The following is an 18,709-nucleotide window of genomic DNA, read 5'->3' on the forward strand; positions in this document are numbered from 1 at the left end:
CTAGCGGCCAGGAAAACATTCACAAGGGTTATGGTTGGCGAATTACATGAATTTACGCTGAAAAAGGTGAATCTGATTCCACCTCCAGGGTCAAAAATCGCTAGAGCAGACCGGTCAGTTACTGTATATTTAGCCAGTTAATCACACACAATAATCACGAGGAAAGTTATGCGGGTTGAACTGATTTTTGACAAACGGAATGTCTCCGGCATCCCAAACGCCAGTGAAAAAATTGAAGCCGAGCTGGCGAAACGTGTTCACCGAATGTTTCCTGACGCGGAAGTCAAAGTGAAGCCTATGCAGGCGAACGGCCTGAATACCCACGGGGCCAGTAAGCAGGAACGCTCACAATTAAATCAAATGTTAGAGGAAATGTTCGAAGAAGCGGATGAATGGCTGTCGGTGGAATAAAAACGGGCTTTGCCGTTGCACTTGCTTACAAAGCGCAATTGAAATAAACAATCCATGCCTTTGGCTTAATATAAGATGTCGGTGATATACGAAATTCATTATCAATCAGAGCGATGAGTCGCATTATATTGGGTACAGACTGGAGAGAATTATCCGGTTTTTATTGTCCCCGCCTCCTCGCTTTTCGCTTCAAATGCATTCATGACTTTGCGAAACCGCCATGCCACCGAGCTCAAAAAAATCCAGCGCCCAACCCCACTTTTATGCCAAGCGCTTTGCGCTGATTTGTCTGGGCATCGTCTGTTGTATGGCACTTCTGCTTGGCCGGGTGGGATATTTACAGCTGCTGAATCAGCCGATGCTCGAGAAAGAAGCCGACTCCCGCTCGCTGCGTTCCAACGTCATTCCTGCCGTACGTGGCACGATCTCCGACCGTAACGGCCACCCGCTGGCGTTAAGCGTCGCATCGAAAGACATCGTGGCCGACCCGTTCCGCATCCTCGAATTGCACAGCGATTTGAACAGTCCGAAATGGCAATATCTGGCCTCTGCGCTCAATATGCCGCTTTCGCAGTTGCAGCAAACCATCAACAGCGATCCGCAGCGCCGCTTTGTCTACCTTGGTCGCAAAATTGAAGAAGGCATTGCCGAAGATATCGGTCAGTTGCATCTCGGCGGCATCAGCAGTATTCACGATGACAGCCGCTACTACCCGATGAGCGAAGCCGCGGCCAACCTGGTCGGGGTGGTTGGCACCGACAATGAAGGGCTGAACGGCATCGAAAAAGGGTTCAATGCGCTGCTGGAAGGCAAGCCGGGAATGCGTGAATACCGTCAGGATCGCCACGGTAACGTCATTGGCGTGCTCAAAGAGGTCGCTCCGCAACAACCGCCGACCATCAATCTGAGCATCGACAGCTTTATGCAGTACGTTCTTTACTCGCGTCTGCGCACCGGCGTTCTGCTCAACCAGGCGGAATCTGGCGCCGCCGTGCTGGTGGACGTCAATACCGGCGAAATTTTAGGGATGGCGTCGTTCCCCTCCTACAACCCGAACAACTATGCCGGTGTCGCGGTCAAAGACATGCGTAACGTCGCCATCAGTGACAGCTTCGAGCCAGGTTCTACCGTGAAACCGCTGGTGGTGATGGCCGGTCTGGCACGGCGGATGATCCGCCCTGATTCCGTTCTCGATACCCACCCCTACACCGTTAACGGCCACCTGATCAAAGACGTCGGCCACTGGCCTGCCCTGACCATCACCGGTATTTTGCAAAAATCCAGCGACATCGCGGTGTCCCATATCGCTCTGGCAATGCCGGCCAACGTGCTGGTGCAACTCTACCAGTCGTTCGGGCTGGGCAAACCCACAGACTTGGGTATCGGCGGCGAAAGCAGCGGTTATTTCCCGGCGCACCGTGAACGCTGGGCAGACATCGAGCGCGCCACCTTCTCGTTCGGTTATGGCCTGCGCGTGACGCCGCTACAAATCGCCCGCGAGTACGCCACGATTGGCTCAGAAGGGATTTATCGCCCGCTGTCGATCACCAAAGTGACGCCTCCGGTACTGGGTACCCGGATCATGTCTGCTGACGTGGTGAGAACCGTCATTCATATGATGGAAAGCGACGCCCTGCCCGGCGGCTCCGGCCTCAGTGCCGCGGTTCCTGGTTATCGTTTAGCGATCAAAACCGGTACGGCAGAAAAAATGGGCAGCAGCGGCAAATATGACGGCGGCTACATCAACTATACGGCCGGTGTCGCACCGGCCAGTAATCCGCGCGTGGCGCTGGTGGTGATGGTCAACAATCCGCAGGCCGGTAAACACTTCGGGGGTTCAGTGGCTGGCCCGATATTCGGGCAAATCATGGGCGAAGTCCTCAATCACATGAATATCGCCCCGGATGCGCTGGTGCCTGAAACGCCGCCGACCACTGTCATTAACGGCGGTCAGAAAACCGATCTGGTGAGACGTCCGGCCACCGAGGGATAGCGCCGCAGCAGCGCTGTCACTGGATTTGTGCGGTAAATAGGGTTAACGTGCGCGTGATTTGTTGGTAAAACTGATGCTGGTAAACACACAGGTTTTCAGCACAGAAGTGACGTCATTTGCAGGTTAGCCCCACGCTGGAGGAAGAGCTCAGGCTCTGATAGAAAAGAATGAAGCGGCTATTTATCGTTTTGCTGGTATTTGTAGTGGTCTGTATGGGTGTTATTGCGCTGAATATGCAGGGCAGCGGCCCCTGGTAACTGAGGTATCCCTATGCCAACCCGTAAGAACTTTATTATTCTGATCGTTCTTATTCTCGTCGGGATCGTACTTCTGGACGATGGCATTGCCAGATTAATTCACTGGATGCTGTTGCGGTAAATCATGGCCCGTCAGGCTGCACGCGCAGTTCTGATCTGCGGGCCATTTTTGTGAACCCTTCTCATCCGCAAGACCTGCCACGCCATCATCGCTAAGTCGTGTATAATAGGCCTATTCGACATCAATACAGACTGGTTATGGCTCAAGACATTCATCTCGCAATCGTCAGCGCACTCAGCAAATGGATCGAAGGCCATCTGGGCCGTGTGATCCATCTGGAAGAACTGGCTGAGTACTCCGGCTATTCGCTCTGGCACATGCAAAAACTGTTCAAGGAATCGACGGGCATTTCTCTGGGGAAGTACATCAGGGAACGTCGTCTGGCGAGTGCTGTTTATCAGCTGAGCAGCAGTGAAACACCGATTTTTGATATCGCAATGGATTTCGGGTTCGGCTCGCAGTCGCATTTCACCTACATGTTCCGCAAGCGTTTTAATATAACGCCGCATGAATTCCGCCAAAACCCCGACATCAAACTCGATGTTTCTCCGCCGCTGCATCTGATCCACCAGAAATCAGCCTGAGGCTGTTAAAAACCCATCTCCGTCAGGCCCGGATGCGTATCCGGCCTGCGCCCCAGCGGCCAGTGGAATTTGCGTTCACTTTCCTGAATCGGTAAATCATTGATACAGGCGTGACGTTCAAACATGTGTCCCTGCTCGTTGAACGCCCAGTTCTCATTACCGAAACTGCGGAACCAGTTACCCGAATCATCTTTCCATTCATAAGCAAAACGCACCGCAATCCGCGCACCGTCAAACGCCCATAACTCTTTGATCAGCCGGTATTCCAGCTCTTTGGCCCATTTACGTTGTAAGAAAGCCACCACGGCATCCTGCCCGTTCACGAATTCGCTGCGATTTCGCCAGCGGGTATCCGCCGAGTAAACCTGGCTGACCCGCACCGGGTCGCGGCTGTTCCAGGCATCTTCCGCCAGACGGATTTTTTCGATTGCGCTTTCACGGCTAAAGGGGGGTAACGGCGGTTTAGTTAACATAAGTACCTCATGTGGAAGAAAGGATGTAGACAACTCTGTCTACACAAAAGCCTAGCGCATGTAGACAGAGTTGTCTACAATCGATGCATTCATTTCCAGAGGTTTTTTCAATGTCTGTCGATCGTTCTGCCCTGCCCGCCCGTGACCGCATCTTACTGACCGCCCATGACTTGTTTTACCGCGAAGGGATCCGCGCCACGGGGATTGACCTCATCATCAGGCAAGCCGAGGTGACCAAGGTGACGTTCTATCGTCATTTTGCCAGTAAGAATCTGCTGGTCAGCGCATTTCTCGATTACCGGCATGAACGGTGGATGACGTGGTTTGAGGCAAAACTGGCGCAGGAAATGGACGCGTGTGCCGGCGATTTTCCGCTGGCGCTGACGGCAACGCTGGCCGAATGGTTTGAGTCTGAGGATTTTCGCGGTTGTGCGTTTATCAACAGCGCCCTGGAATTTTCGGAACCGCTGCCGCAGGTGCTCGACGTCGCGGCCAGCCATAAACAGCAGATGGCCGATGCCATCGCGGCCTGTCTTCCTGAAAGCGCGGAGCGTGCATTCAGCGCTCAGACCATTGCGATGATAACCGACGGCGCCATTGTGACCGCTCAAATCAACCGCAACATCCCGCAAGTGCTTTCCATGCTCAAAGCCACGCTGGTGGCTTTTACCGGGCAGCCCCGGTAGTTCAGCGCCCATAAAAAAACGCGGCCGGTAAGGGCCGCGCTTTTCTCACGCTTTCACTGCTTTTTTATCATCCTGAGCGTCATTCTGTGTCTGAGAAAGGCACGCTTAGAACTGATACACCAGACCCACCGCCGTCACGTCATCGGTATTGATACCGGCGTTATCGGTGAAGGTGCTGCTGTCGATCAGGTTAATTTTGTAATCAACGTAGGCCGACATATTTTTGTTGAAGTAGTAGCTCGCGCCCAGATCGACAAATTTCACCAGATCCTGATCCTGATAGTTGTTGCCCAGACGGTCTGTGCCTAAATCTTTACCGCGCGTTTGGTTATACGCCACGAACGGACGCAGCCCAAAGTCGAACTGGTAGCTGGCGTAGGCTTCAAACGCCTGAGACTGGTTGGCATAACCGTAAGCTTCTGAATCGGTAGAACCGAAGCGGGAAGCGTTATATGCCTGAGTGAACATCGCCGCCAGGTACACATTGTTGGCGTCATATTTCAGACCCCCGGTGTAACCTTCCGCTTTTTTACCTTCGCCCATAATGCCCGGTGCGGAATTCTGCTCGTCAGTACGGTCGGAGTTAAAGAAGGCACCCGCCACGCTGACGCCTGCGCCAATATCGTAGCTCAGAGACATGCCGTAACCGTCACCGTTCTGCGTCAGCACATCACGGGTACCCGGCTCACCGCCGCCGCTGTCGTTTTTACCCTGATATTGCAGGGCAAAGTGCAGGCCATCCACCATGCCGAAGAAGTTATCGTTACGGTAGGTCGCGACGCCGTTAGTACGCTGGAACAGGAACTGATCCGCGCCGTAGGTGGAACCATCGAACTCAGGCTGCATGTCGGTCCAGGCGGCCACGTCATACAGCACGCCGTTGTTACGACCGTAATCAAATGACCCCATATCACCAAATTTCAGACCCGCAAACCCGTAACGGGTAAATGCGCGATCGCCATCGTCAGAGCTTTCTGCCTGATTAGCCTGAACCTGATATTCCCACTGACCGTAGCCGGTCAGCTGGTCGGTGATTTGCGTTTCGCCTTTGAAGCCTAAACGGATGTAGCTCTGATCGCCGTCAGAACCCGCGTTGTTGGAAAAATAGTGTAAACCGTCAACTAAACCGTAGAGGTCCAGTTTGTTGCCATCTTTATTGTAAACTTCTGCCGCACTGGCTGATCCTGCGACCAATAACGCAGGGATCATGAGCGAAAGAATACGGAGTTTCATTATATTTATCCTCGATAGGTGTCGAGCCGCGCCACTGAATGTAAAGTATCGTTTTTTCTTTTTTACTGAGGTAAAACTTTTTTAAGAATTGTTGGCCCGACATGGCAACCCCATTCTCTGGATATAACGACGAATAAGCCAGAAAGAAAATGATACGAAGTTAGTTAAGACATTTCTTATTTATTGATAGACGTGACAAAATATTAAAAAAGAGGCAATTTACGTCTGTTTATTTTTGTTAAATTAAAGCACGCAAAGCTAAATTAGAATTTAATTCAATTAAATCATTGCTTTAGTCCAAATAATTACCGCACTAAGTGATAAAGCAAACGCCAAGCAATAATATATACTTCTTCTCGCTATCATCATTATTTGTTATTGAATTACCCTCATCCCCCGTTTTGTGGAAACAACAGCCGGCCCTTTGTGGTCGGTTTTTTTTTGCTTCCAGATTAATGGTTGCGTGGCGTGATATTAAACGCGGGTGGTTATTACACATATTGACATTCTTCCTCCATAATTAATTCACTCTTTCTCCTTATTTCAGACAGCCATTTAATTAATATTCGATATCTAAATACCGAAATAGACCGGGAATAATGCCGGTTTATTCAGCGTTAAATTGTGCAGGGTTTGTTCGTCACTCAGGAGCGGATCCGTTACTATAGCCAGCATAATTTCCGCTGCGGGACGCGACACCGCCTCCTCGCCACGGCAAGCATGAAGGGATCTACCTAAAGTCAGAGCAATCTCGCTGACCTGTGCGCATAACAACGTTAGACTGCGTTGCCACGTAATACCTTCTTTATACGATAGTTCAGGCTCCTCAACCGTTCAGGGAAACTCATGCCGCACCAGGATCAGTCCGACACCCTATCCAAAGCCAGAATGCTGCTGGCAACCCGCCGTTTTCTGAAACTCGACGAGTGGCTGTTGTCACTGATGCGTGGATGGCAGAATCAGACTGAAGGGGATTCCGTGTATGGGCTGCTGATGCATCCCGCAACCTTATTTACCGGCAGCGAGACTCCACCGCTTAATGCGCTGGAAATTCTCAGCGACTGGGCGCAGCAATGTCCGCAGAGTTACCACGCCCACGTTTTGCTCGGCATGGTCTGGCATGAAAACGCCTGGCTGATTCGCCAGACAGCGGCCGGTGAGGAAGTGGAAGATCACCAGTGGCTCGGTGCTCAGCTGTGCTGTGATTACGCCGTGCTGGCTTTTTTACGTGCGACAGAATTGCATCAGCGCCCGACGCACGCCTTCCGCCATATGATGAATCTCAGCGGCGGATTCGGTGAACCCTACTGGCTAAAATCTCTGTTTGCCGGTGAAGTTCCGCTGCCCTTGCATGAGAAGTTTTCGATTCAGGGCAGCGAAATCTGGCAGGCCGGCGTCGCCCACATTCATGCGCTCGGATTCGAACCGGCGACACAGTGGCCGCAGACGTTACCGGTGGCGTTGCAGGACACCCGCAAACCGGATGAAGAACCGGTGGATCACTGGCTGCGCATGGCGATGTCCGTGCGTCATGCCGACGTCGGCACCATGGAGTCTTATCTGCTTTTCCATTCCGCCTTCTGGGGCGGCAGCGATGAACAGCAGATGTTAATCATCGACAGCCCGCTGTGTGCGGAATTCAGCGAAGAAGAACGTAATCAGTTTCGCGCCAACGCCCTGTGCGATGCGCTCTCCGGGGATATCGCCGACCGCGATTCGCCCCGCGCCCTTGAGTTACAACAGCGTCTTGCCGGACTCCTCGCGCAGTCTCTTGATCCGGCCACGCGTATCCGCCTGCTGGATCTGGCCGGAATCTGCGTGGCCTACTGGCAGGATGACGATCAGGCAGGTTTAGCCGTCTATCAGGAACTGTTTGCCGTCAGCCCGCAGGCCATGCCGGGAGATTTCGCCACGATGTTTATTTCCCGTGCGGTGCTGGCGAACGGCCACGAAGAAGGCATGCCGGTGCTGACGGCGCTGCTGACCCGCGCCCTCAGCCAGGCGACTCACCCGACGCTGGTGGCCTTTGCCGCCGCCGCGCTCGGATACGGTTTATACGGCTTACCGGCAAAACCGGAACTGTGCGCAGGGCTGATGGATCACGCCTGGTCGCTGATGCAGCAATCCGGCGACGATCGTTTCGCAAAAGATCTGGTGACGCTGGCACACGATATGGCGATCAATGACGATCTGGATGCAGCGCATTTCCTGATGACCGAAATGGCGCGTCACGGCAGCGCCATCCACTGTTATGAGCTGTATTTTTTCTATCGCAACACCTGGCATCAGGACGTCCCCGCGCAGTATCACAACGACAGCAACGCCATGGATTGTGTGCTGAGCGCAGCACGTTCCGGCATGGTTCCGGCGATGTTTACCTGCGCAAACGCCCTGCGCGAAGGCCTCGGTGGTGAACCCGATTACGAGCAGGCAATGCAGTGGTATCAGCGTGCGATGGATGCGGGGCATTTATCTGCCGCCTACTGGCGCGCGAGTTGTGCCCTTGATAACGGTTCAGACGCCCAAAAACGTCAGGCGGCCGAGCAGTGGTTGCCGGAGATTTTGCACAACGCAGATCATCCCGATCGCGCCGAAGCGGCCTATACCCTCGGCATGGCGTGGCTGACCGGCACCGGCGTTAAGAAAAATCGTTACATCGCCGGTAAATTTATGGAGTTTGTACTGGAGCTGAATCCTGAATCTGAAGCGGCTAAGCAGGTGCATGATGAGCTTAACGGCTCACTCAGATCGCGGATGAACCTGTGGCAGGATAAGCGGAAAGTTGAAGGTAATGATCCGACACAGGGGTTTAGGGGGCTGTTGCCGGAGTAAAATTGGTTATCGGATATTAGATATCGGATACGGTCTGGTCAAAACCGTGAACATTTCGGTTTTTCAATAGCGGTGCTCACCTGGCTTTTCGCGCCGAAACCGAGCAGAGAGGAAATTGCTTTTCCTCTCTGCACTCTCCTCGCTTTTTTTAAACCAGCGCTGCCGCTGGGTCGACGGACATGATCTGATACTCCCGAATGTGGCGCAAAATCTTGCCGCTGCGCGGTTCCCTCCCCGCGGGATTCGAGCCCTGCGTCTCGAACCCCCGGTCGGCCAGATTTTTGAGCGCGCCATCTAACTCTCAAAAAAAACCAATCTGAGAAGATGAGGTGACGACCTGAAAACTCCTGACCGCTTTTGATTTTCAAAGAATCAAAAAGGGTGAGGTTTCGACCTAAAAATTCCCAGCCGCGCTCAAAAATCACGCCGGAGGAGTGGTGGAAAACCGCGCGTTTTTTGCGCGGGTTGGAACCCGACGGGAGGGGACTGCGCAGCAGCGGGATTTTGCGGCAATCGCCGGGGGTGCTGAAATATAGCCAGCGAGCGGCAGCGCGCGGTGAAAGAGCCTGGGGGTCTTGGGGGTGGCGGCGATAAGCCCCCCCCAAGTCGGTGTGGGCCGACGCCCACGACCTTGAACTTGAACTTGAACTTGAACTTGAACTTGACCTTGATTAAACCAGCACCTTATACATCACACTCGTGGATTCCAGAATCCCCGTGGTGGACATCGCGTAATGCGGAATTGTGCCGCTCAGCACAAAACCGAGATCCTCATATAACGTCTGCGCCGGGCTGCCGGTAACGGTATCGAGCACCAGCAGCGTTTTCCCTTCCACCCGCGCCAGCGCTTCTGCCCAGGCCATCAGCTGGCGGGCAATGCCCCGGCGACGTCCGTCGGGATGCACCATCAGTTTGACGATATCGCCCCGATGTGCGCCGTTGGCAGGCTGATCAACCACCAGTTGCACCGTTCCGACAATGATCCCGTCAAGCCGCGCCACCAGCAAACGCCGCTCCCCAAGCTCGAAAGCGGGTAACAACTTTTGCCAAAACGCCTGCGCCTGCACAAACCCAAACGGCAGTACAAAACCGATACTCGCCCCCAGCGCGACGGATTGCATCAGCGTATCGGCTAACGTCTCCAGATCGTCCACCGTCAATGCACCGCCCTGCACTTCACTGATCACTACTTCACTGACACTTTGCATAGAGTTAAGCCTTATTTCTGACAGAGTTTAAGGACGGGTGATAACGATGGCATAACGCGCATCGGCCGGGCCCGGAACATAAAAAGAGGAGGAACCATGAAGATGAAAACGCAGACAGTCGCCCGGTTCGAGCCGGTAACTGCGCGTATCCAGTGTGAAATCGAGCAGCCCTTCCAGCATCCAGATGTGCTGCTCAAGACCCGCAACCGGCGGTGAATCGTAGACAATCGTGGCACCGGCTTTAAGATGCCCGGCAATCAGCTCCGCGCGAAATCCCGGCGCCGGTGCAGACACAGAACGGCGCTCAAAGCCGGTTTCGCGGTCATGCCAGACCGGTTGCTGTGCGGCGCGGATAAGTTCTGGCGGATTATCTTCCAGCGCCATCAGCAGCCGTGAGGTGGTCAGCCCGTAGGCCGCACTCAGTTTACCCAGCACAGACGCCGTCGGGCTGGTTTCTGCCCGCTCCACCCTTGAAAGCGTTGCCCGGCTGATCCCCGTGCGCTGCGCCAGAGACTCCAGCGACCAGCCCTGTGCGATGCGTAATTCCGCCAGCCTTTCTGCCAGGCGCAGATCGTGACTTTCCTGCCCGTTCTCCATTTCATTACCCCGCCTGATTTCTCAATACAGGGAAATTATCTCTTATCAGGGAAACAGGCAAGTTAATATAATGTAATCCGTTAGTATTAGGTAAGTTGTACAAAAATAATAAAGTTGTACAACTTTGCGACGAGACGCTAGAGTTAACATTAGTTTTATGAATATTTGGGCCAACACATGTCACTTTACAGCATCGGCGAGGTTGCTCGCATTTGTGGTATCAACCCGGTCACGCTTCGCGCATGGCAGCGCCGTTATGGCCTGCTCAAACCGCAGCGTACCGAAGGCGGCCATCGGCTGTTTAATGATGAAGATCTCGACACCATCCGCACCATTTTAGGCTGGATTGAACGGGGTATCCCGGTCGGTCAGGTGAAATCCCTGCTGGAAGGTAAAGTTGAGGCGGTGTCAGGCGACTGGTCGGAATCCGAGCACCGTTTGCTGACGGCCCTGCAAAGAGGCCAGAGCCAGAAAGTGCGTCAGGTGATAACTGAACTCGGGCGCGAATATCCCGCTGCGGCGCTGGTGAACAATGTATTTCGCCCGCTGCGCGCCCGGCTCAATCCCGGCGATCACCGCCTGCGCACCCTGCGCAGTCTGTTCGATGGCCTGGTGATCGAACATGCGGTGATGTGCATGAATGCCGCCCGTAAACGTCCGGGGGTGCGGGCTGCGCTGCTGGGCTGGGGCGCAATCGATACCACCGAATTGTGGCTTGAAGCCATCGTGCGGTGTGAAGAAGGGATGCAGGTGGAGGTTCTGCCCGGTCATCTCGAAGACCCGCATCTGGAAAACGTGCTGTGCGATGAAGTCTACCTGTGGGCGGAAGGAAAACTGACGCAAATTCAGCGTTTACGCATGGCGCAGTGGGTCGATCAGGGTCTGACAATTTACCTGCTTGGCAGCGCATCGGTGCTGCTGGCGGCTGAGACAGGAAGTCACGAAGAGGCTGAAATCTGTGCAGTTGCCGATGATGAGACGGTTGTTCCGATACACAAATTTAAGGAAAAATAATGATTAAACATTTTCCTGAACCCCCTCTTTCAGCCGATGTCCTGACGCGACTGTGTGAATTCTACCGTCATCTGGACATGAGCCTGCTGCCCCAGCTTTCGCGCATTTATCACCCGCACGTGGTGTTTATCGATCCGGTCTCCCATTACGACGGCGTAGATGCCCTTGAGCGATACTTCGCACAACTGCTCAAAAAAGTGAATTACTGCCGCTTTGACATTCAGCCCCCGCTGATTCAGGGCGAAGAGGCGTCGCTGTTCTGGCGTATGGAGTATTCCCACCCTTCACTGAAAAAAGGTCAGGCGATGTCTCTTAACGGTGCAAGCCATTTACGCCTTGCCGAAAACCGCATCATTTATCAGCGCGATTATTACGATCTCGGTGCCATGATTTACGAGCACGTCCCGATGCTCGGCGGTGCCGTTCGCGCCATCAAAGCCAGGTTGAAATAATGCGCCGCGTACTGATCACCGGTGCCAGTTCGGGTATCGGTCAGCAACTGGCGCAGGATTACGCTGATGAAGGCTGGGAAGTCACGGCCTGCGGCCGCGATGGCGGCAAACTCGATGCCGTTGCCGGGCACAGCCCGCTTATCGTCCCGCTGAGTTTTGATATCACCGATCTGGCACAAACGCGTCAGGCACTTCAGGGCGTGCAGGCCGATCTGGTGATCCTCTGCGCCGGTACCTGTGAATACCTGGATAACGGCGTGGTGGAAGCTGAAAAAGTCGCACGGGTCATCAACACTAATTTCATGGGGCCGGTGAACTGCCTCGATGCCCTGCTGCCCGGTTTAGCGCCCGGCAGCCGCGTGGCGCTGGTCGGTTCGACCGCCTCCTTGCTGCCGTTCCCCCGCGCCGAAGCCTATGGCGCCTCCAAAGCGGCGCTGGCGTATCTCGCCCGTTCGCTGTCGGTCGATCTGATGTCGCGCAATATTCACATTTCGCTGATCCAGCCGGGCTTTGTCGATACCCCGCTGACCTCACGCAATGACTTTCCGATGCCGATGATGGTCACCGTCAGTCAGGCGTCGGCGCACATCCGTAAAAAGCTGGCGCACGGAGCCAGTGAAATTGCCTTCCCGCCACTTTTTGCCCATTTACTGAAGGCGGCCGCATTGCTGCCGGTGGGCGTGCAAAAATGGTTAAGCCGAAAAATGGTGAGATAAGATGACAACAAAAGTGGCGATCGTCGGCAGCGGTATTTCCGGCCTCAGCTGTGCGTGGTTACTGGCGCAGCGTCAGCCTGACTGTGAAATTACTGTGTATGAATCCGCGGCGACGCTGGGCGGGCACACCGCCACGCAGGACGTGGTGTGCGACGGCAAAGAGTACGCCATCGACACCGGTTTTATTGTCTACAACACCCGCACCTATCCTCATTTTATTGCCCTGCTGAAAGAGCTGGGCATTGAAGGCCAGACCACCGAAATGAGTTTTTCGGTGCGTAACCCGGTGAGCGGGATGGAGTATAACGGCCACTCGCTGAACAGCCTTTTTGCCCAACGGCGTAACCTGTTTAAGCCACAGTTCTGGCGGTTTATCCTAGAAATTCTGCGCTTTAATAAACTGTGCAAGGCGCGTCTGCTCAATGCGCATAACGATGAAGATACGCTGGCTGACTTGCTGGATCAGAACGGCTTTACCCCGTTTTTCGCCCTGCACTATGTGCTGCCCATGGGCGCGGCGATCTGGTCCTCTTCCCTGAACGACATGGCGAATTTTCCGCTGTCGATGTTCCTGCGCTTTTTCGACAATCACGGCCTGCTGGATGTGGCTAACCGCCCGCAGTGGATGGTGGTGCCGGGCGGCTCGCGGGAATATATCCGCCGGATGCACGAAAAATTACCGCGCAGCGTGACCCTCAGAACCCATACGCCGGTGACTGCCATCACCCGCAGCACTTACGATGTGACGCTGCACTCCGCGCGCGGCGAAGAAACCTATGATCAGGTGATTTTTGCCTGCCATTCCGATCAGGCGCTGGCGATTTTAGGCGACAGCGCCACGGCGGATGAACGCGCCATACTCGGTTCGCTGCCGTACCAGGCCAACGACGTGATTTTGCACACCGACACCCATCTGTTGCCGCGTGAAAAGCGCGCGTGGGCGAGCTGGAATTATCAGTTACCTAATTCGCTGAAATCCTCCACCCGTGCCGATATGCGCGATACCAGCCCGGCGCACACCCGCCGCGCCAGCGTGACCTACAACATGAATATCTTGCAGGGTCTGGATGCGCCACACACTTTCTGCGTCTCGCTCAATCCGCTGACGCCGATTGATGAAAGCAAGGTGCTTTTCCGCACCACGTACATGCACCCGGTGCTCAATCTGGAAAGTCACCACGCGCAGCAACAGCGTTTTCGCATTAACGGCCAGCACCGCACCTGGTTTTGCGGCGCGTACTGGTACAACGGATTTCATGAAGACGGTGTCAACAGCGCCCGCGATGTGGTCGCGCAACTGGATTTGCAACTCAGCCGTGAAGCAGAACAACGGACCTCTGAGCAGGCCGCGTCATGAACAGCACGCTGTACGTCGGCACGGTGCGCCATCGCCGGTTTACGCCGGTCGATCACCGCTTCGACTACGACATTTTCATGCCGCTGATCGACCTTGACGAGCTGGATCAACTCCCCGCCGTGGGCATCCGCCTTGAGCGGTTTTCAGCGGCGAGCTTTCGCCGCAAAGATTATCTCGGCGGCGGCGACATCAAAACCAAAGCGCAGGACCGGATTGCCGAACTGACCGGAGAACGCCCGGATGGCCGGGTGATGTTGCTGTGCCAGCTGTGCTATTTCGGCTGCTATTTCAATCCGGTCAATTTTTACTACCTGTATGATAAGGCAGGTATTTTGCGCTGGATGCTGGCCGAAGTACGTAATACGCCCTGGAACGAACGCCACACCTACGCCGTGCTCCCTGACGGCTCGCAACCGGTGCCGAAAGCCTTTCATGTGTCGCCCTTTAATCCGATGGACATGGTCTATCACTGGCGTCTCACCCCACCCGGAAAAGAGTTACACATCACTATCGAAAATCACCGCAAAGAACGTGAATTCGATGCTGCCCTGTCGCTCAGGGCGCTGCCGCTGACCCGCGAGGCGCTGCGTAAGCAATTGTGGCGACTGCCCCTCATGACCGCGAAAACCGCCCTGACCATTTACTGGCAGGCGGTAAAACTGTGGCTGAAACGGGCACCTGTTTATTCTCATCCTCCTGTTGATAAGGACTGATCATGAGCCAACCCGAAGTGCAACTCGCCCGCGAAGGGGCGACGAACCGGCGCAGCAAGGCTGCACGCGCACTGATCCTCGGCGTGTTAAAACAGCTGCAGGGTGCCGGTCTGACCCTGCGGGAAGCTGGCGAGAATTCGCTGTTTTTTGGTGACCCGACCGCGCCGCTGCAGGGGGAAATCGAAGTACACAACCTGCGCGCCTACCGCCGTGTTTTGCTCGGCGGCAGCATTGCGGCGGGTGAAAGTTATATTGACGGCGACTGGACGACGCCCAATCTGACCACCGTGCTGCAACTGCTGGCGGAAAACCTCAAACTGGTTGATAAGCTCGAGGCCCGCCTGAGCTGGGTCACCGCGCCGCTTAACGGCCTGATCCACTTTTTCCGCCGCAACAGTCCGTCGCAGGCACGCAAAAATATTTCTGCCCATTACGATCTGGGCAACGATTTTTACCAGGGTTTTCTCGATGAGAAAATGCTCTATTCGTCAGCCTGGTATCAGGAACCTCAGATGACGCTGGAACAGGCGCAGGAAGCAAAAATGCGTCGTCTGTGCGATCAGCTGCACCTGCATGCAGGGGATCACCTGCTGGAAATCGGTACCGGCTGGGGAGCGATGGCGGAATTCGCCGCCCGTGAATATGGCTGTCAGGTCACCACCACCACGATTTCCCGCGAGCAGTACGACTATGCCTGTGAGCGCATTGAAAAGGCCGGTCTGACCGGTCGCGTCACCGTGCTGTTTGAAGACTATCGCGCGCTGCGCGGGCAGTTCGACAAACTGGTGTCGATAGAGATGATCGAAGCGGTCGGCAAACGCTACCTCAAAACCTTTTTCAAACGCTGCAACGCCCTGCTCAAGCCGAACGGCCGCATGGCCATTCAGGCGATCACCATTGCCGATCAGCGTTATGCCTCTTACAGCCGCAACGTCGATTTCATTCAGCGTTACGTGTTTCCCGGCGGTTTTTTACCTTCCATCACCGCCATGAACGACACCATGACCCGCTGCACCGGCCTGGTGGTACGCGATCTGTTCGACATTGGTTTCGACTATGCCCGCACGCTGCATGAATGGCGTGAACGCGTACAACGTTACTGGAATGCCCAGCTGGATGGCGCGCAGGACGAACGTTTCCGCCGCCTGTGGCTGTTTTATCTGTGCTACTGCGAGGCCGGATTCCGCGCCCGCACCATCAGCACCGTGCAGCTTATCGCCGAGCGGCGCGCATGAGCACCCTGCGCTTCTGGCTGCTGACGCTGGGCTTTGATGCCTGGTGGACACTGGCCGTGTGGGGGCGCGAACGCGTTATTGTTTTTCTGCTGATCAGCAGTTTTCTGATGCTGGCGTTTACACCGTCACGCCGCCGGTTATGGGTGGCGGTGGCCTGCACGCTGGGCATTATTCTTGATTCTGTCTGGTGCATTCTCGGGCTGTTTGAGTTCACCGGTTCGACCGGCGTCCCGCCTTGGATGATGGCGCTGTGGCTGGGTTTCAGCGCGTGGTGGTTGTGGCTTCTGGGCTATTTACAGTTCGCCTGGTACTGGCTGATCCCGCTCGGCGCGGTCAGCGGCCCGCTGGCGTATTTCATCGGTATGCGTCTGGGGGCGATGGAACTTCTCGCCTCTCCCGCTCACGTCTGGTTGCTGATGGCGGCGGGCTGGGCGGTGTTCCTGCCGCTTATCAGCCTGCCGGTTTTACTGCACAGGAGAAGACCATGAGACGTATGTTAACGGCAGCACTGGCACTGATGCTTTCCTTCTCTGCGTTTGCCTCCACGCCCTGGACGCAGTGGCAACAGGTTGGCCGCGCCACTTTAACCTGGGGGCCGTTCGAGGTTTATCACTCCTCATTACTGACACCGGGGGGGAAATATGAGGCGCAAAAATGGCCGCAGGCACTGGTTATTGATTATCTGCGCAGCATTGATCGCGAGGAGCTGACCAAAGCCACTGAAGAACAGTGGCAAAAACTGGGCATCGACAGTGAGGCGCAAAAAAATGGCTGGCTGGAAGCCGTTGAAAAGACCTGGCCGGATGTCAGTAATGGCAGCCAGATCGTCTTTCTCGCCACTGAAAAAGGCGGTCAGTTTTACAGCCGCGCCCCCAACAGCGTGATGACAGCGCCCGTCGGCGACACCTTCAGCCCGGCGTTTCGCGATGCGTTTCTGGCGATCTGGCTCTCTCCCGCCACGCAGTATCCTGATTTACGCAGCAAGCTCATCGGCGCATCGGCGTCAGATTAAGGTTCATCCGACCGGAGGTTTTATGACAGTTTCCCGCTCTGTTCTGCGCAAAGGTTTTCTCGGTCTGATGACAGCCTGCGTGCTGTTACTCACCAGTTGCAGCGCCGACATCAAAGATTACGCACAGACGCAACCCAAGCTGGATATTTTCACTTATTTCAGCGGTGACAGCGTGGCTTACGGCATGGTGCAGGATTACACCCACAAACAAACGCGGCGTTTTGCGGTGAAAATTCGCGGCGATGTGGTTGCCGACACCCTGACGCTGCATGAAGATTTTGTCTATGACGATGGCGAGAAACAGACCCGCGTCTGGTACATCCGCAAACTGGCTGACGGCACCTACACCGGCACCGCCGGCGACATTATAGGCACCGCAAAAGGCCAGTCGGCGGGCAATGCGTTTAACTGGAACTACGTGATGGACGTCAAATCAGGCGGCAGCACCTACCGCCTGACGTTCGATGACTGGATTTACCAGCAGGATGAACAGCACCTGTTTAACGTCACCTCGCTGAAAAAATTCGGCGTAGAAGTGGCGCGGGTGACGTTGTTCTTTGAGAAGAAATAGGTCTGCCTCCTCCCCTGCAAAGGGGAGGAGTAAAACACATCGGCTTTCGGTTAAACCTTCACTTCCTTAATGACCGATTTCCTTCGTCCGAAGACAAATTTCCCCAGTGTGACCAGCAGCACCGCGCACAGGATAATCCCCAGCGCGACCCATTCGACCGGTGACAGGGATTCACCGGCGAAGCCAATGCCGAGCAGAACGGCGACGATCGGGTTGACGTAGGCATAGCTGGTGGCGAGGGCCGGACGTACGGTTTTTAGCAGGAACATGTACGCACTGATGGCGATCATCGAGCCGAACACAATCAGATAACCGAGCGCCAGAAAGCCGTGCAGCGAAGGCGTGGCGGCCAGGTGCTCGCCGTTTATCTGGCTGGCGATCAGCAACACCACGCCGGCGACAATCATCTCCGCCGCACCGGCCATCAGGCCTGCTGGCAGCGGCAGACGCGAACTCCATACTGAACCGAATGCCCAGCTTATCGAGGCCAGCAGAATCAGCGCCGCGCCCCACGGATTGCCCCCCAGATTGCTGCCGGTATTGAGCAGCACAATCCCGAACAGGCCAATGCCCACGCCGGTCCATTCCAGACGGCTGTTCGGCATCCCCCACAGGCGGCTAAAGCACAGCGTAAACAGGGGCACGGTCGCCACCATTACCGCCGCAATGCCGGACGGCACCTGCATATGTTCCGCGACAGTCACCAGACCATTGCCCACCGAGAGCAGCAAAATACCCACCGCACCGGCGGCCAGCCACTGTTTCAGACCGGGAAACTTATGCCCGCGCAGCAGCAGAAAAGTGAACATCACACAGCCGGCGAGAAAGAAACGCAGACCGGCCATCATCAGCGGCGGCCAGCTTTCCACGCCGACGCGGATCACAAAATAGGTAGAACCCCAGATAAAATACAGCGCAAACAAAGCAGCGATTAACGGCAGCAAGGAACGGGAGACTGAAGGCATAGGAGTAACTTATTAGCGTGATAACGAAGGCAGACAGTTAACGCTATTGCCCTGATTAACGGCAAGGAAATCTGTGCGATCGCATCAAAATGTTGCTAAAAAGTTTCTGCATATGACAAAACATGCGCTGAGATCAGCGATAAAGTAATCGCCGCATGAATAGTGTGTTGCAGGGGTAACGAAACAATTTATAATTCCCGACTCATTTTCTGAGGTACTGCACATGAACTCGCTTGGCAAAAAATTATTTATCGCATTGTTTGGTCTGATGGCAATTGGCGCGATCGGTGGCGTGATGGTTGCAGGCTACGCCGTGGTTATTCAGGATGACGCCAAACC

Annotated in this window: 19 protein-coding genes and 1 pseudogene; 15 read left to right on the top strand and 5 right to left on the bottom strand. The window is 55.0% G+C overall.

The window, feature by feature from the left end; translation table 11 throughout:
* The first annotated feature begins 168 nt into the window (after positions 1 to 168).
* The 3 genes from ACO0U8_RS04250 (at position 169) to ACO0U8_RS04260 (ending at position 3,306) form a co-directional block, all read left to right on the top strand.
* Positions 169 to 411: a DinI family protein gene (locus ACO0U8_RS04250; RefSeq protein WP_056778422.1), complete on the top strand. Its 243-nt coding sequence runs from the start codon at positions 169 to 171 to the stop codon at positions 409 to 411.
* A gap of 220 nt (positions 412 to 631) precedes the next feature.
* Positions 632 to 2,404 carry a penicillin-binding transpeptidase domain-containing protein gene (locus ACO0U8_RS04255; protein WP_122095796.1) on the top strand — a complete coding sequence of 591 codons (1,773 nt, stop codon included), beginning with the start codon at positions 632 to 634 and terminating at the stop codon, positions 2,402 to 2,404.
* A gap of 515 nt (positions 2,405 to 2,919) precedes the next feature.
* Positions 2,920 to 3,306, top strand: a complete 387-nt coding sequence (locus tag ACO0U8_RS04260) for a helix-turn-helix domain-containing protein (protein WP_056778417.1) — start codon at positions 2,920 to 2,922, stop codon at positions 3,304 to 3,306.
* Positions 3,307 to 3,311: 5 nt separating this feature from the next.
* On the opposite strand, the gene ACO0U8_RS04265 is transcribed toward ACO0U8_RS04260, so the two are convergent.
* Positions 3,312 to 3,779, bottom strand: a complete 468-nt coding sequence (locus ACO0U8_RS04265; protein ID WP_421670360.1) for a DUF1348 family protein — start codon at positions 3,777 to 3,779, stop codon at positions 3,312 to 3,314.
* A 110-nt stretch (positions 3,780 to 3,889) separates the two neighbouring features.
* Here ACO0U8_RS04265 and ACO0U8_RS04270 point away from each other — a divergent pair, with 110 nt between their 5' ends.
* Complete coding sequence (locus tag ACO0U8_RS04270) at positions 3,890 to 4,465, top strand: TetR/AcrR family transcriptional regulator (protein ID WP_421670361.1); 576 nt, start codon at positions 3,890 to 3,892, stop codon at positions 4,463 to 4,465.
* A 105-nt stretch (positions 4,466 to 4,570) separates the two neighbouring features.
* Here ACO0U8_RS04270 and ompC read toward each other — a convergent pair whose 3' ends face one another.
* Positions 4,571 to 5,698 carry a porin OmpC gene (ompC, locus tag ACO0U8_RS04275; protein WP_056778409.1) on the bottom strand — a complete coding sequence of 376 codons (1,128 nt, stop codon included), beginning with the start codon at positions 5,696 to 5,698 and terminating at the stop codon, positions 4,571 to 4,573.
* Between the two features lie 846 nt (positions 5,699 to 6,544).
* Here ompC and ACO0U8_RS04280 point away from each other — a divergent pair.
* Positions 6,545 to 8,530 (top strand): DUF4034 domain-containing protein, encoded by a 1,986-nt coding sequence (locus ACO0U8_RS04280; RefSeq protein ID WP_136375353.1) that lies wholly within the window; start codon positions 6,545 to 6,547, stop codon positions 8,528 to 8,530.
* Positions 8,531 to 9,201: 671 nt separating this feature from the next.
* Here the strand turns inward: ACO0U8_RS04280 and ACO0U8_RS04285 are convergent.
* The gene (locus ACO0U8_RS04285) at positions 9,202 to 9,738 is read right to left on the bottom strand and encodes a GNAT family N-acetyltransferase (RefSeq protein ID WP_421670362.1); all 537 of its coding nucleotides are present in this window, start codon (positions 9,736 to 9,738) and stop codon (positions 9,202 to 9,204) included.
* A gap of 27 nt (positions 9,739 to 9,765) precedes the next feature.
* The gene (locus ACO0U8_RS04290) at positions 9,766 to 10,335 is read right to left on the bottom strand and encodes a helix-turn-helix domain-containing protein (RefSeq protein ID WP_122095801.1); all 570 of its coding nucleotides are present in this window, start codon (positions 10,333 to 10,335) and stop codon (positions 9,766 to 9,768) included.
* Positions 10,336 to 10,512: 177 nt separating this feature from the next.
* Here ACO0U8_RS04290 and ACO0U8_RS04295 point away from each other — a divergent pair, with 177 nt between their 5' ends.
* From ACO0U8_RS04295 to ACO0U8_RS04335, 9 genes are read left to right on the top strand one after another with little or no spacing between them, the layout of a single operon-like run.
* Positions 10,513 to 11,349 carry a MerR family transcriptional regulator gene (locus ACO0U8_RS04295; protein ID WP_056778397.1) on the top strand — a complete coding sequence of 279 codons (837 nt, stop codon included), beginning with the start codon at positions 10,513 to 10,515 and terminating at the stop codon, positions 11,347 to 11,349.
* Complete coding sequence (locus ACO0U8_RS04300; RefSeq protein WP_122095802.1) at positions 11,349 to 11,801, top strand: nuclear transport factor 2 family protein; 453 nt, start codon at positions 11,349 to 11,351, stop codon at positions 11,799 to 11,801. The genes ACO0U8_RS04295 and ACO0U8_RS04300 overlap by 1 nt, the downstream gene beginning before the upstream one ends.
* Positions 11,801 to 12,517 carry an SDR family NAD(P)-dependent oxidoreductase gene (locus ACO0U8_RS04305; RefSeq protein WP_122095803.1) on the top strand — a complete coding sequence of 239 codons (717 nt, stop codon included), beginning with the start codon at positions 11,801 to 11,803 and terminating at the stop codon, positions 12,515 to 12,517. The genes ACO0U8_RS04300 and ACO0U8_RS04305 overlap by 1 nt, the downstream gene beginning before the upstream one ends.
* A 1-nt stretch (position 12,518) precedes the next feature.
* Entirely contained in the window at positions 12,519 to 13,874 is a 1,356-nt protein-coding gene (locus ACO0U8_RS04310) for an NAD(P)/FAD-dependent oxidoreductase (protein ID WP_421670363.1), read from the top strand.
* Entirely contained in the window at positions 13,871 to 14,587 is a 717-nt protein-coding gene (locus ACO0U8_RS04315) for a DUF1365 domain-containing protein (RefSeq protein WP_056778383.1), read from the top strand. Before ACO0U8_RS04310 ends, ACO0U8_RS04315 begins: the two co-directional genes overlap by 4 nt.
* Positions 14,588 to 14,589: 2 nt before the next feature.
* A complete protein-coding gene (locus ACO0U8_RS04320) occupies positions 14,590 to 15,822 on the top strand; it encodes a class I SAM-dependent methyltransferase (RefSeq protein WP_421670364.1) in 1,233 nt (410 codons plus the stop codon).
* Positions 15,819 to 16,310, top strand: a complete 492-nt coding sequence (locus ACO0U8_RS04325; protein ID WP_217204870.1) for a DUF2878 domain-containing protein — start codon at positions 15,819 to 15,821, stop codon at positions 16,308 to 16,310. Before ACO0U8_RS04320 ends, ACO0U8_RS04325 begins: the two co-directional genes overlap by 4 nt.
* Positions 16,307 to 16,834 (top strand): hypothetical protein, encoded by a 528-nt coding sequence (locus ACO0U8_RS04330; protein WP_421670365.1) that lies wholly within the window; start codon positions 16,307 to 16,309, stop codon positions 16,832 to 16,834. Before ACO0U8_RS04325 ends, ACO0U8_RS04330 begins: the two co-directional genes overlap by 4 nt.
* Positions 16,835 to 16,856: 22 nt before the next feature.
* On the top strand, positions 16,857 to 17,405 hold the full coding sequence (locus ACO0U8_RS04335; RefSeq protein WP_421670366.1) for a DUF3833 domain-containing protein: 549 nt from the start codon (positions 16,857 to 16,859) through the stop codon (positions 17,403 to 17,405).
* A gap of 50 nt (positions 17,406 to 17,455) precedes the next feature.
* On the opposite strand, the gene yedA is transcribed toward ACO0U8_RS04335, so the two are convergent.
* A complete protein-coding gene (yedA, locus tag ACO0U8_RS04340) occupies positions 17,456 to 18,370 on the bottom strand; it encodes a drug/metabolite exporter YedA (RefSeq protein WP_421670367.1) in 915 nt (304 codons plus the stop codon).
* Positions 18,371 to 18,593: 223 nt separating this feature from the next.
* Here yedA and ACO0U8_RS04345 point away from each other — a divergent pair.
* Positions 18,594 to 18,695: pseudogene (locus ACO0U8_RS04345) on the top strand (hypothetical protein); the annotation flags it as partial.
* Positions 18,696 to 18,709: the final 14 nt, after the last annotated feature.

This window comes from Rahnella sp. EDr1-12, from assembly GCF_049206505.1.
Lineage (GTDB): Bacteria > Pseudomonadota > Gammaproteobacteria > Enterobacterales > Enterobacteriaceae > Rahnella > Rahnella rivi.